Origin of the sequence: Saccharopolyspora antimicrobica (assembly GCF_003635025.1) — a bacterium.
In the GTDB taxonomy this organism is placed as follows: domain Bacteria; phylum Actinomycetota; class Actinomycetes; order Mycobacteriales; family Pseudonocardiaceae; genus Saccharopolyspora; species Saccharopolyspora antimicrobica.
Genome location: NZ_RBXX01000002.1, coordinates 6308649 through 6321722 on the forward strand (window position 1 = coordinate 6308649; position 13074 = coordinate 6321722).

The 13074-nt window shown below is 71.6% G+C and carries 11 protein-coding genes; 5 read left to right on the top strand and 6 right to left on the bottom strand.

Annotated elements, in window-relative coordinates; genetic code table 11:
- Positions 1 to 14: 14 nt before the first annotated feature.
- From ATL45_RS29985 to ATL45_RS29995, 3 genes are read left to right on the top strand one after another with little or no spacing between them, the layout of a single operon-like run.
- The gene (locus ATL45_RS29985) at positions 15 to 806 is read left to right on the top strand and encodes an enoyl-CoA hydratase/isomerase family protein (RefSeq protein ID WP_246025630.1); all 792 of its coding nucleotides are present in this window, start codon (positions 15 to 17) and stop codon (positions 804 to 806) included.
- Positions 803 to 1687 carry an enoyl-CoA hydratase-related protein gene (locus ATL45_RS29990; protein ID WP_093146352.1) on the top strand — a complete coding sequence of 295 codons (885 nt, stop codon included), beginning with the start codon at positions 803 to 805 and terminating at the stop codon, positions 1685 to 1687. Before ATL45_RS29985 ends, ATL45_RS29990 begins: the two co-directional genes overlap by 4 nt.
- A gap of 43 nt (positions 1688 to 1730) precedes the next feature.
- On the top strand, positions 1731 to 3398 hold the full coding sequence (locus ATL45_RS29995; protein WP_093146353.1) for a class I adenylate-forming enzyme family protein: 1668 nt from the start codon (positions 1731 to 1733) through the stop codon (positions 3396 to 3398).
- A gap of 58 nt (positions 3399 to 3456) precedes the next feature.
- On the opposite strand, the gene ATL45_RS30000 is transcribed toward ATL45_RS29995, so the two are convergent.
- From ATL45_RS30000 to ATL45_RS30020, 5 genes are all read right to left on the bottom strand, one after another.
- Positions 3457 to 4758 (bottom strand): MFS transporter, encoded by a 1302-nt coding sequence (locus ATL45_RS30000; protein ID WP_093146354.1) that lies wholly within the window; start codon positions 4756 to 4758, stop codon positions 3457 to 3459.
- Between the two features lie 119 nt (positions 4759 to 4877).
- Entirely contained in the window at positions 4878 to 5828 is a 951-nt protein-coding gene (locus tag ATL45_RS30005) for an acyl-CoA dehydrogenase family protein (protein ID WP_093146355.1), read from the bottom strand.
- Positions 5825 to 6916: an acyl-CoA dehydrogenase family protein gene (locus tag ATL45_RS30010; RefSeq protein ID WP_093146356.1), complete on the bottom strand. Its 1092-nt coding sequence runs from the start codon at positions 6914 to 6916 to the stop codon at positions 5825 to 5827. The genes ATL45_RS30005 and ATL45_RS30010 overlap by 4 nt, the downstream gene beginning before the upstream one ends.
- Before the next feature lie 40 nt (positions 6917 to 6956).
- The gene (locus ATL45_RS30015; protein ID WP_211841325.1) at positions 6957 to 9059 is read right to left on the bottom strand and encodes an acetate--CoA ligase family protein; all 2103 of its coding nucleotides are present in this window, start codon (positions 9057 to 9059) and stop codon (positions 6957 to 6959) included.
- Between the two features lie 5 nt (positions 9060 to 9064).
- Positions 9065 to 9847, bottom strand: coding sequence for an enoyl-CoA hydratase/isomerase family protein (locus tag ATL45_RS30020; protein WP_177241883.1), 783 nt, complete (start codon positions 9845 to 9847; stop codon positions 9065 to 9067).
- 208 nt (positions 9848 to 10055) lie between these two features.
- Between ATL45_RS30020 and ATL45_RS30025 the strand changes: the two genes are divergently transcribed.
- Positions 10056 to 11390, top strand: coding sequence for a WD40 repeat domain-containing protein (locus ATL45_RS30025; RefSeq protein ID WP_093146358.1), 1335 nt, complete (start codon positions 10056 to 10058; stop codon positions 11388 to 11390).
- 64 nt (positions 11391 to 11454) lie between these two features.
- On the opposite strand, the gene ATL45_RS30030 is transcribed toward ATL45_RS30025, so the two are convergent.
- Entirely contained in the window at positions 11455 to 12108 is a 654-nt protein-coding gene (locus ATL45_RS30030; protein WP_093146359.1) for a GntR family transcriptional regulator, read from the bottom strand.
- A gap of 174 nt (positions 12109 to 12282) precedes the next feature.
- Here ATL45_RS30030 and ATL45_RS30035 point away from each other — a divergent pair, with 174 nt between their 5' ends.
- Entirely contained in the window at positions 12283 to 13059 is a 777-nt protein-coding gene (locus tag ATL45_RS30035; RefSeq protein ID WP_211841326.1) for an IclR family transcriptional regulator, read from the top strand.
- Positions 13060 to 13074: the final 15 nt, after the last annotated feature.

The window sequence follows — 13074 nt, forward strand, 5'->3', positions numbered from 1 at the left end:
CCAGTACGGAGGTGGTGAGCACAGTGGACGGTGACGAGGTGCTGGTGGGCCAGGACGGCCCGGTGCTGACGGTCGCGATCAACCGGCCGAGGCGCAAGAACGCCCTGGACACCGCGGCCTGGAACGGGCTGCGCGAAGCGGTCGCCGCAGCGGCCGCGGACGACAGCGTGCGCGCTGTGGTGATCACCGGAGAGGGCGGCGACTTCTGCGCGGGTGCGGACCTCAGCGGTGACCGCGGCGCGCAGCACCCGCTGAACCGGATGCACGGCATCAACGACATCGCACTGGCGCTGCACGAGCTGCCGAAGCCCTCGGTGGCGAAGGTGCGCGGCGTGGCGGTCGGCGCCGGGTGGAACCTGGCGCTGGGCTGCGATCTCGTGGTGTGCACGCCCGACGCGCGGTTCTCCCAGATCTTCGCCAAGCGCGGGCTGTCGCTGGACTTCGGCGGTTCTTGGCTGCTGCCGCGGATCGTCGGGCTGCAGCAGGCCAAGCGGCTGGCGCTGCTCGGCGAGATCATCGGCGCCGGGGAGGCGCGCGAGCTGGGCGCGGTGACCTGGGTGAAGGAGGACGACGAGATCGACGGCTTCGTCGCCGACCTCGCCCAGCGCCTCGCGCAGGGACCGCCGATCGCGCTGGCGCAGAACAAGCAGATGCTGCACGTGGGCGGCCAGCAGGGCTTCCGGGAGGCGCTGGAGAACGAGGCCCGCGCGCAGGCCATCAACTTCGCCACCGACGCACCGGCTGCGCGGAAGGCGTTCGTCGACAAGACCGAGCCGGAGTTCACCGGGGAGTGGATGGTGCGATGACCTACGAGCAGATCACCTGCGAGACCGCCGATGGCATCACCACGATCACGCTGAACCGGCCCGACGCGCTCAACGCGTTCACGCACGTGATGCGCGACGAGCTGATCGCCGCCTTCGACGCCGCCGACGCCGATGACGAGGTCCGCGCGGTGATCGTCACCGGCGCCGGTCGCGGGTTCTGCGCCGGGGCGGACCTGAGCGCGGGCGCTGACACCTTCAACGCCGGTGCCGATGACGAGCGGGCGAAGGCCCGCTGGGCGGCGGGTGAGATCGACGGCGTGCCGCGCGACGGCGGAGGCACGGTGGCGCTGCGCATCGCCGAGTCGCGCAAGCCGGTGATCGTGGCGTTCAACGGGCCAGCGGTCGGCGTGGGCGTGACGATGATGCTGCCCGCCGACATCCGGCTGGCTGCGGAATCGGCGCGGTTCGGCCTGGTCTTCGCCCGCCGCGGCATCGTCCCCGAAGCGGCATCGACGTGGTTCCTGCCCCGCGTGGTCGGCATCTCCCAGGCGATGGAGTGGGTGGCCACCGGCAGGATCTTCGACGCGCGGGAAGCGCTGTCCGGACGCCTGGTCTCCCACGTGGTCCCGGACGACGACCTGCTGCCCGCCGCGCGCGGGATCGCCCGCGAGATCGCCGACAACACCTCGGGCATCTCGGTGGCGGTCTCTCGCCAGCTGCTCTGGGGCATGCTCAGCGCGGATTCGCCCTGGGAGGCGCACCGCCTGGACTCCAAGGCGATCAACGGGCTGGGTGCTTCGCCGGATGCGGCCGAAGGCGTTGAGGCATTCCTGGCCAAGCGGCAGGCGAAGTTCCCGATGCGGGTCAGCGCCGACTACCCCGACTACATCCCGCCGTGGCCGCCGCGGCCCACCGCGTGAACATGTCCAGAGTGGACCAACAGCTCGCAGCTAGGAGGGGTTGATGGCGGAAGATCAGCGGCAGCGGTTGCTCGCCGAGCTCATCGGGCCGGGCGGTGACTTCGAGATCGGCACCCGTGAGGTCGGCGGCATCCCGATGCGGGTCTACACCGGAGGCCCGGCGACGCTGCGCGACGTGGTGCTGTTCAGCAGCGGCTACGGCGCGCGGGACTTCCTGGTCTACCAGGACTTCCGGTGCAGCTACGCCGAGCACTTCCGGCTGGTGGCCGGGCTCGCGCGCTGCCTGCGGGAGGAGTACGGGCTGACCAGCGGCGACCGGGTGGCCATCGCGATGCGCAACTTCCCGGAGTGGTCGGTGGTCTTCTGGGCGATCCAGGCGGCCGGGCTGATCGCGGTGCCGCTCAACGCCTGGTGGACCGACGCCGAGCTGCGCTACGGGCTGACCGATTCCGGGGCGGCGCTGGTGTTCGCCGATGCCGAGCGGGCCGCCCTGATCGGCCGCGAGATCCCGGTCGTGGCGGTTCGCGGCGGCGCATCGGTGCCCGGCGCTCGCTCCTGGTCGGAGCTGATGGCGTCGCTGCCCGCCGACGCCGAGCTGCCGGACGTGGCCATCGGGCCCGACGACGACGCGACGATCATGTACACCTCCGGCACCACGGGCCGGCCCAAGGGCGCGGTCGGCACGCACCGCAACCACTGCACGAACCTGCTCAACACGGTGATCAACCGGCGGGTGCAGGCCGCGCTGGACAACGGCGGCGTGTTCCCGCCCATGGGCGATCCGGCCGCGCCGCAGCCCGGTGTCCTGCTGACGTTCCCGCTGTTCCACATCGCCGGGCTCACCACGCTGTGCTTCACCACGCTGGCCGGGGTGAAGCTGGCGACCCTGTACCGCTGGGACCGGGAGGAGGCCGGGCGGCTGATCGTCGAGGAGGGCCTGACCAGCGCGGCCGGGGTGCCGACCGTGATGCGCGACCTCGTCGAGCAGGGCGATGCGGTGCGGCGCTTGGAGGGCGTGAACATGGGCGGCGCGCCCATCCCGCCCGATCTCGTGCACCGGATCGGCGCTCTGGGCACCGGTGTCACGCCGGCCAGCGGATACGGGCTGACCGAGACGACCTCGGGAGTGGTGGGCAACGCGGGCGACGACTACCTCGCCCGCGCCGACAGCGTTGGCCGGTGCGTGCCGGGTGCCGACCTGCGCATCGTGGACCCGGCGACCGGCGACGACCTGCCCGATGGCGAGATCGGCGAGCTGTGGTTCCGCGGGCCCAACATCGTGCGCGGCTACTGGAACAACCCGCAGGCCACCGCGGAATCGTTCGTGGACGGGTGGTTCCGCACCGGCGACCTCGGCTACGTCGTGGACGGCTGGGTGCACGTGGTCGACCGGCTCAAGGACGTGGTGATCCGCGGCGGCGAGAACGTCTACTGCGCGGAGGTCGAGGCGGCGCTGTTCGAGCACCCGGCGGTGGTCGACTGCGCGGTCATCGGCCTGCCGCACCCGAAGCTGGGCGAGGAGGTGGCGGCCGTGGTGAACCTGCGGAGCGAGGTCGATGCCGCCGAGCTGCAGCAGCACGTCGCGGCCCGGCTCGCGGCGTTCAAAGTCCCGGCGCACGTGGTGATCCGCCCCGAACCGCTGCCGCGCACCCAGACCGGCAAGGTGCTCAAGCGGCAGCTGCGCGATCACCTCGGTGCGCGGGGGAGCTGACTGCTCCACGTCGGTCGGAGGACCCCCGGCGCTCACCGGGGGTTCTCCGACCGGGCTGCTAGCGGGACAGCGGGTGCGCCTTCTCGTCCGCGGGCAGCCTGCCCAGCGTGATTGCGAGCACCGCGGCCACCAGCGGCACGAGCCCGGCCACGATGAACGTCGCCCGGGTGCCGATCGCCTCGGAGACCGGCCCGGCCACCGCCATCGATAGCGGCAGGAAGGCCAGCGACACGAAGAAGTCGAGGCTGGTGATCCGGCCGAGCAGCTGCGGCGGCACCCGCCGCTGCAGCAACGTGCCCCACAGCACCATCGGGCTGGAGAACATCGCCCCGACGGCGAACGCGGCGGCGGCGACCGTCCAGATGTTGGTGGCCACGGCGACCACCAGCAGCGGAAGGCTCGCCACGCCCCACAGCCCGATCATGGTGGTGAGGTAGCGGCGCGGCATCCGCAGCGAGCCCATCAGCAGCGATCCGGCGGCGCCGCCGATGCCCCACATGGCCAGCACGAGCGCGTGCTGCTCGGCGCCGCCGCCGAGGCGGTCCTTGATGAGGAACGGCAGCACCACCTGCAGCGGGCCCATCGTCACCATCACCATGAGCGAGGCGAACAGCAGCGAAGCGACCAGCCACCTGGTGGCGAGCATGTAGCGGAAGCCCTCCACGACGTCGGCGAGGACGCTGCGGGCCTGCCGCGTCGCACCGCGCAGGGGAGTGCGGGGGACGGTCCAGAACATGCACCAGGCCGCGAACGCGGTTCCCGCGGCCACCGCCATCGCCGCACCGGGCGCGAAGGCGGAGATGACGAGGCTCCCCAGCGCCGGGCCGGCGGCCTGCTGGATGGTCGGCCGGACCATGCCCTCGAAGCCGTTGGCCGCCATGAGCTCCTCCTCGGCCAGCAGCGCGGGCAGCCAGGCGGAGTAGGCGGGGAAGTAGAAGGCGACCGCGGTGCCGCCGAGGAACGCGATCACCACGAGGTGCCAGATCTGCATCCGGTCGGTCAGCGACAGCACGGCGGCGGTGGTGAGCAGGACGGTGTGCGCGCTCTGCACGACCAGCAGGATCGTCTTCTGCGCCACCCGGTCGGCGATCGCGCCGCCGAGCAGCATCGGCAGCAGCGCGCCCAGCGAGGCCGCCGCGGCGACGAACGAGAGCTGGCTGGCGCCGCCGCCGAGCCGCACGACCTCCCAGACCTGCCCGACCGTCCACAACCCGGTGGTGAACAGGCTGAAGCACAGGGCGGCGGAGAGCCTGCGGTAGGAGCTGCGGCGGAAGGGCAGGAGAACGCGAGGCATCCGGCGCGGTACGGGCTGCTCGTCGCGCGGCGCGCCGGTGGCCGTCGCGGTGTCGGTTCCGCTCATGCGGACCTGCGGTGGGGCGCGGCGTGCTGTTCTTCGATCATGCCCCGACGCTAGGACCTCCACCATGCTGGAGGTCAACGAACGGATCGGAACTATTTGGCGAACGCTGCCGACTCGCCTCAGGCGGTGGTGCGCTCCCAGAGCTCCGGTTCGTCGGAGCCGAGCGCGATCCGCCCCAGCTCAATCGACCAGCTCCGCTCGGTGCCGCACTCGTCGCGCCAGGCCCACAGCTTGCGGGTGACGTGGTGCAGCGGGTGTTCCCGCGTCACGCCCATCGCCCCGTGCAGCTGGTGCGCCGATCTCGCGATGCTGGTCGCGGCCCGCGCCGCAGTGATCTTCGCGGCTGCCGTCGCGACCAGCGCGCGCCCCGGTTCCTGCTCGTGCACGCGCACTGCGCGGGCCACTGCGGTTTCGGTGGCGCCCAGGTGAACGCGCATCTCCGCGAGCGCGTTGGCCACTGCCTTGAGCGCGATGAGTGGACGACCGAACTGCTCGCGTTGTGCGACGTGCTCGCGCGTGTGCTCGTAGGCACCGCGCGCCGCACCGAGCAGCGCGGCGGCGTTGAGCAGCGCCGAGCGGGCGAGCACGTCCTCGTGCGGAGGAGCATCCGGCAGGGGAGTCGTCGTTGCGGTGAGTCGCAGCGCGTCACGGGGTTCGCCCGCCAGGTTCTCGCCGGGCTCGACCTCGCCACGTTCGACGAGGTAAGCGGATCCGCGTTCCAGGCACACCACGACGTGGCTGGCGAAGCGGGCCCACGGCACGGCATCCGTGCTCGTCGCGGCGACGACCAGCGGAGCGGATTCCAGCTCCGCGCCGAGGATCCAGCGTGCAACCGATGCCTCCGCCAGCGGCACGCTCACCCCGCTCGCCGCTGTCGCGGCCACCAGCTCGGTCAGATCCCGCAGGGTCCCTCCGACACCGCCGCGTGCCTCCGCCACCCCGACCTGCGGCCAGCCCAGCTCCACCAGCGTCGGCCACAGCGGGTGCAGCGCGCCCGTCGGCGCCTGCGGATCGACGCCGGACAGCACGTCCGCGGCGACCTCGGTGATCAGCGAGTTCTCCGTGCTCAACGGCGGACCTCCTGCTTGGCGAGGATGGACAGCAGCACCTCCGAGGAGCCGCCCCGGATGCTGAACCCGGGAGCGGCCAGGATCGCCTCGCCCAGCGGGCTCTCCGGTGCGATCACGCCGGAACCGGTTGCCCGGCGCGCGCATTCGAGCACGTCCCGCTCGAAGGCGGTGCCGAGGTACTTCAAGGTGGCCGCGGCCCGCACCGGTGCTTCACCGGCGTCCAGCGAGTCCGCGACCTGCACGCACAACGCGCGCAGCGTCGCCAACCGCGCGACCAGCTCGCCGACCTCCGCTGCCAGGCCGTCGTCGGCGGCGTCCAGCAGTCCGGCCAGCACCGGATAGGTCGACAGCACCCGCTCGGGGCCGCCGCGCTCGTAGGAGAGCTGCTCGGTGACCTGCGCCCAGCCGTTGCCGACCGCGCCGATCACCCGGTGCTCCGGGACGAAGACGTCCTCGAACACCACCTCGTTGAAGTGGTGCGAACCAGCCATGTCCACGATCGGCGACACCGACACGCCGGAAGCGGTCATGTCCAGCACGAACTCGGTCAGCCCGACGTGCTTGACCTCGGACCGCTCGCTGCGCGCCAGCAGGTAGGCGTGCGTGGCGCGGTGCGCGTGGCTGGTCCAGATCTTGCGCCCGTCGATCCGCCAGCCGCCGGGAACGCGAGTCGCCGCGGTGCGCACCGCGGCGAGGTCCGAGCCCGCATCCGGCTCGCTCATGCCCAGGCAGAACACGAACTCCCCGGCGGCGATGCCCGGCAGGATCTCCCGCTGCAGCCGCTCGGTGCCGTGCCGCAGGACCGACGGCCCGATCTGCCGGTCACCGATCCAGTGCGCGGCCACCGGCGCGCCCGCGCGCAGGAGCTCCTCGGTGAGCACCAGCCGGGCCCGGTTGGACCGCTCACCACCGCCGAGCGCCTTCGGCCAGGTCATCCCCAGCCACCCGCGCCCGGCCAGCTCCCGGCTGAAAGCCAGGTCGAAAGACCGCAACCAGGCGTCCGGCCGCGGCCGGTACCGCCCGGCCTCCCGCCACTCCCGGCACAATCCGCGCACCTCACGACGAAGCTCGCCCAACGAAGAATCCACAACGCGCTCCTCTCCGCCCGTCCCGGCCCGAGGGTGATGGTCAACTTCGCGAGGAACTGACGCACGTGCCCCGGCCGGGCGGTGGCTGACGTGTGGTGGTCACGAGCAGGTCGGCGGCCACTGCGCCGGTCGCGTGGACCATCAGCGGGTTGATCTCCAGCTCGGTCAGATCAGTGCCGAGTTCGACTGCGGCCTGCGAGAGCGACGCGATCGCCGCTGCCGCGGCATCCACGTCGCAGCGCGGGCGGCCGCGGAATCCGTCCAGCAGCGGCCATCCGCGCAGACGCCGCAACAGCGCGACCGCCTGCCCCGCGTCGAGCGGGCCGAGTGCCGATGCGACGTCGGAGTAGAGCTCGGTCGTGGTGCCGCCCATCCCGACCGTCACCACCGGCGGATAACCGTGCTTGCTGCCCTGCACGCCGACGAGCAGTTCCACGCCTGGCGGAAGCACTTCCTGGACCAGGACGCCATCGATGCGCGCGTGCGGAGCGCTCGCGGCGACCGCGTCGAGCATCTCCTGCGCGGCACGGCCTGCGCGCTCTGCCGGGATGCCGACGAGAACGCCGCCGACGTCGCTTTTGTGCGCCAGATCGGGGGATTGGACCTTCAGCACGACGTGCTCGCCGAGCTCCCGCGCAACGGTTTCGGCGTCGGCGGGATCGACGATGCGCCCGCGCGGTCGGGCGATCTGCAACGCGTCGAGGAGGTGTGCACCCGAGGCCTCGGTGAGCGATGGGCGGTCCAGGAAGCGCGACAGGCCACGCGGCGCCGCCGGTTCGGCGCGACGGCCCTCCTGCGGCACAAGACGAGTGATCAGCCGCAGCGCAGCGGTGGTGGTGTCCAGCACCGGGATTCCGTTGCGGCGCAACATCGAACCGGCTTCGGCGATCTGCTCGTGCGAGTACAGCCACGCCACCACGAACGGTGTCGTGCTGCGCTCGGCGGCCCGCAGGATCGCCTCGGCGACTTCCACCGCCGCCGCACCGCCGATCGTGGTCAGCACCACGAGCACGGCATCGACCTCGCCGGATTCGGCGACCGCGTCGCACACCGCGCCGAACTGGCCGGCGTCGTCGATGACCTGCGCGGTGACGTCCACCGGGTTGGCCGTGCTGCCGAAAGCCGGGATGAGCGGCGCCAGCACGTCCTGCGCCGCGCGCTCCAGCTCCGGCAGCACCAACCCGGCCGCTTCGGCCTGGTCGGCGGCGAGCCCGCCCGCCCCGCCGGAACTGGTGATGACGCCGATGCGGTGGCCGCGCGGCCGGGACTCACCGGTCAGCGCCACCGCGGTGTCGAGGAGCTCGTCCAGGTCGTCCACTTGGATCGCGCCGGATTCGCGGGTCAGCAGGTCGAACGCGGCGCCCGCGCGGACCAGCGCGCCGGTGTGCGAGGCGACAGCGCGCTCACCGGCGGCGGAACGACCGGAGCGCAGGACCACGACGTGCTTGCCCGCTGCCGCGGCCTGCACGGTCAGCCGCCGCCACCGGGCTCCGTCGGGAAGCTCCTCCAGGTAGCACGCCAGCACCCGGACGTTAGGGTCGGCGACCAGCAGTTCGGCGGCGTCGGTGGTGGTTAGGTCGGCCTGGTTGCCGACGCTGATCCAGGCGGTGAGCCCGATGCCGCGATCGCGGGCCTTGCCGAGGAAACTGCCGCCCAGCGCGCCGCTCTGCCCGACGTAGGCGATGCCCGAATCCGGTTGCGGGACCCCGTCGGCAGCGGCGGTGAACGTGGCCGCCAGGCCGGTGGGGCGGTAGAGCAGTCCCTGGCAGTTCGGGCCGACCACCCGCATCCCGTACCGGTCGGCGACTTCGACGAGCTGCTCCTGCAACGCGCGCCCGTCGGCACCGACCTCGGCGAAACCGGAGGAGAGCACCACCGCGAACGACGCGCCCGCGCGCCCGGCATCCTCGACCGCGGAAAGCACCCGTGCGGCCGGGACCAGCACGAGCACCAGGTCCACCGGCCCCGGCAGCTCCAGCAGCGACGGGTAGCACGGCAGGCCGTGCACCCGGCGGTGGTTCGGGTTGACCGGGTAGACCGGGCCGTCGAACCCGCTCAGGTAGCGGGTCAGCCGTCCGGCCATCGCCGAGCGCTCGGAAGCTCCGACGACCGCCACCGCGCGCGGGTGCAGCAACCCGTCCACCGCGGTCACCGGCCGTGGAACTTCGGGCTGCGCTTCTCCTTGAACGCGCGCATCGCCTCCGCGGAGTCCTCAGTGGACTGAACGACCGCCATGTGCGAGGAGATCAGGTCGAGCGAGGTCCGCAGATCGGTGCGCGCCGACTGGTACACGGTCCGCTTGATCGCGCGGATGGCCACCGGTGGGCCGTCGGCGAGGCGGCGCGCGAAGGCGTAGGTCTGCTCCATCAGCTCGTCGTCGGGGTAGCTGCGGCTGGCGATGCCGAGCTCCACGGCGGTGGCGGCGTCCACGAAGTCACCGGTCCACAGCAGCTCCAGCGCCTTGGCGGTGCCGACGAGCCGCGGCAGGAAGTAGCAACCGCCGTCGCCGGGCACCAGGCCGATGCGGACGTAGCCCTCGGACAACCGCGCGGACTCCCCGACGAACCGGATGTCGCACATCAGCGCCATGTCCATGCCCGCGCCCACCGCGACGCCGTTGACCGCGGCGATGACCGGCTTGTCGAAGTCCTCCAGCGCCAGCGCGACCTGGTGGATGCGCTCGGTCAGCACGGTCTTGTGGTCCAGCACGGACTTCTCGCCCGCGGTGAAGTCGTCGAGGTCGACGCCCGAGCAGAACGCGTCACCGGCCCCGGTTAGCACCAGCACCCGCACCTCGGGATCGAACCTGGCGGACCGGATCGCCGCCGCCCACTGGTCGATCATCTCCATGGTGAACGCGTTCTTGCGCTCCGGGCGGTTGAGCAGGATCGTCCCGATCCCGTCCGCGACCTGGTACTCGAGATCCGCCATGTCCATCCCTCCGGCTCGACGACGCGGCTGAGTCTGGCACGCCCCACCCACCGAGTCCATACAAAATTGAATGCAATAAGCCTTATGTTGCGGCGGATCCGGAGAAAGCGCGGTGGGCCGTCGGGCTCGGCGGATACAGTCCCGGCCGTGATCAAATGCTCAGTTTTCCCGGTCATGAACCCGGTTGCCGCTCGGAGGCGACGCGCCCATGGCCACTGATCTGTTCGGCATCCGAGCCCTCGACGTCGACCTCGACCGCTGCGAAGTCCGGTTGCAGGTCCTGACGGTCCACTACGACACGGAATCCCGGGCCTACCTGGCGCCGCCGGAGCGGGATCCGGGGTTCGTGCTGGGACTCCTGTGGGAGTCCGGACGTTGGGGGCATCCGATCGGTGCGGCCATCGAGGTCGAGCGGATCCTCGACCGGGCCTGGCTCGTCGAGCACGCGCGCTGGTTCGTCGAGCACGTCGAACGCATCGCCGCGGACAACGATCCGCCGTCGGAATCGGTGTGGGACCTGCTCCAGGACTTCCACTACGAGCGCGCGCACGGCTGGCCGGACGAAGACGCTCTGGTGCAGGCGGAGTTCTCGGTCCGGGTCGCGGACCGGTCCTGGATCGAACACCTGAAACCGGGCGATACCTGGAGTTCGGCGATGTACCCGGTGCACGCGGACAGTCCGGCTCCGGAGGAGCTGCCGCACCTGCCGAACGTGCACGACCCGATCGTGCGCTGGCCCTTCTCCGGCGACAGCGCGACCGCGATGGCCTTCTCCGACGACAGCCGCTTCCTGGCCGTGGCCCGCTCCGGTGCCGAACTCGTGGTGTACGACTGCGTCGATTGGACCGAGCACTTCCGCGTGGCGTTCGAGAGCGGCTTCAGCTGGCGCATGTCGTGGGTGCCGGGGCGGCACGTGGTGGCGTTCACCTCCCTGCGCCACGGCTCTGAGCAGGTCGCGTACGACATCGACGCCGGGGAGCGGATCGATGTCGCCCTGGAACCGGGAAGGGTGCGTTCGCGCACTGGTCGCTACCGGGCGGACTTCGAGAGCAGGTCGCCCCGCCGTGTCTTCTTGATCGAGGGCGACGGGCGCGAACAGGTGACCGGCGCGGACGGCCTGGTGGTCGAGAGCCTGGCCTTCGCTGCGGACGAATCCCGGCTCTACCTCGGTGAGAAGGGGCCGAACGTGCACGTGATCGACGTGGCGTCCCGCGCGGTCGTCGACACCGCTGCTGACGGCCTGAGGGAAGTGCGGGTGGTGGCGCCGAGCCCGGACGGGGCCTACCTGGCCTCCGCGGGTTTCGCGCGAAGCGATCCGTGGGAGGTCGGCGGTGGCGAGTTGTGCATCCGCCGGCTCGCGGACGGCGCGGTGGTGATCCGGCACCGCCCAGGCGCTCACTTCCGGGACATGGCGTGGTCGCCGGACGGCCGTTGGCTCGCCCTCGGCCTCTCGCGCGGGGTGAACAGCAGAGGTGATGTCCAGGTGATGCCCGTCGGGATGCCCGCGGAAGCGCCGGATTCCCTGAGAACGCGCGGTAGCTGACGAATTCGACGGGGCGGCCGCGATTCGAGCGACCGCCCCGTTCCGCCCCCGAACGTCTCCCGGATCAGCCCGGCAGGGGGAGCGTGGCGGCGAGGGTGGGGGCCAGGTGCGCCGGGGTGGCGTCGCGGTGCGAATCCATGATGCAGACGGCTCTTTCGGTCTGGCCGCGGCGCAGGGCGTTGATCAGCTGCCGGTGCTCGCGGACGATCCGGCGGCGCGCCGACTCGTCGTAGAGGTAGACCGTGCGGTAGGCCTCGGTGATCTTCCAGATCCGCTCGATCTCGTCGACGATCAGCCGCAGGCCCGAGGCGCGGAAGATGACGAAGTGGAAGTCGTGGTTGAGCTCGATGATCCGCAGGACGTCGACCTCGTCGGCGGCCTGCGCGATCTGCTCGTTGAGCTCGCTGAGCTCGATGATCTGCGCGGTGCTCAGCCGCGGCAGCTCGCGGAGCACGATCGCCTCCAGCGCGCCGCGCATCAGGTACGCCTGCCGCAGTTCCTCCGCTGAAAGCCTGGCCACGGTGTAGCCCACGTTCGGCTGGTGGCGGACCACGCCCTCGGCTTCGAGCGCCTTTAGCGCCTCCCGGACCGGGACTCGGCTGACGCCCAGGCGTTCGGCGAGCGCTTCCTGCCGGAGTGGTTGTCCGGGCAGCAGTTCCTGGCTGCGCATCATCTGCCGGATCTGCTCGACGGCGCGACCCACCGAAGTCCCCGCCATGCCTCAACACCCCACGTCTGTTCGATCGGTGATCGGAATGGTAACGCACCGTGTTTGCGCGAATGCTGAGGACGACGTATTGACAAACCCGCACGTCCGGGCGCACCGTAACCCGCAACGGTGCGCAAATAGCGACAGCGTTGTGAATATAGCAACAGCTCCCCGGAGGTGGACGTGGCGGGTTCCGGTTTTCTGCAGACCGCGGATCGCGCGCTGCAGGTCCTGCTCGCGTTCACCGACGACCGGCCGGAGTGGGGCGTCACCGAGCTCGGGCGCGAACTCGGGCTGGACAAGTCCGTCGTCCAGCGGCTGCTGGCGACCCTGGCCAACCGCGGTTTCGTGCTGGCGGACCCGGAATCCCGCCGCTACCGGCTCGGCCCGGCGGTCTCCCAGCTCGCCAGGGTCGCCGAGCGCAGCGGTGCGCTGAGCCTGATCGCCCGCCCGGTGCTGGCGATGCTGGCGCGGGAGACGGGGGAGAGCGCCGTGCTCAACGTCGCGCACGGCGGCTCCTACCGGACCGTCGCGGCGGTGGACGGCCGCGGGCCGATCAGCTACACCGCGGTGGTCGGGCACGTGATGCCCGGTCACGCCGGGTCCTCCGGGCACGCGCTGTTCGCCGGGCTGCCCGCGGAGGAGGTCCGCGAGCTGTTCGGCCCCGAGCCGCTCGCGCGCTGCACTCCGGGCACTCCCACCACCTACGCCGAGCTGGCGCAGCGGTGGCAGCAGGTCCGGGACACCGGGGTGTCGATATCGGCCGGCGAGTTCGACGCGAACGTCGGCGCCGTCGCGGTGCCGGTGCAGCTCTCCGGTGCGACAGTGGCGTCGATGACGCTGATCGGCCCGGCCGAGCGCGTCACCGGCCGGACCGACGACCTGACCGCTGCGCTGCGCGGCGCGGCCACCGACCTGTCCCGCCGATTGGCGCCCGGCGCCGGGCCGCAAGGCGGCTGATCTCCTCCTCGAAAG

Bases quoted from the DNA above. Each gene is read 5' to 3' on its own strand.
- ATL45_RS29990 (WP_093146352.1), top strand. From the start codon at position 803: ATGACCTACGAGCAGATCACCTGCGAGACCGCCGATGGCATCACCACG.
- ATL45_RS29995 (WP_093146353.1), top strand. From the start codon at position 1,731: ATGGCGGAAGATCAGCGGCAGCGGTTGCTCGCCGAGCTCATCGGGCCG.
- ATL45_RS30000 (WP_093146354.1), bottom strand. From the start codon at position 4,758: ATGAGCGGAACCGACACCGCGACGGCCACCGGCGCGCCGCGCGACGAG.
- ATL45_RS30020 (WP_177241883.1), bottom strand. From the start codon at position 9,847: ATGGCGGATCTCGAGTACCAGGTCGCGGACGGGATCGGGACGATCCTG.
- ATL45_RS30025 (WP_093146358.1), top strand. From the start codon at position 10,056: ATGGCCACTGATCTGTTCGGCATCCGAGCCCTCGACGTCGACCTCGAC.
- ATL45_RS30030 (WP_093146359.1), bottom strand. From the start codon at position 12,108: ATGGCGGGGACTTCGGTGGGTCGCGCCGTCGAGCAGATCCGGCAGATG.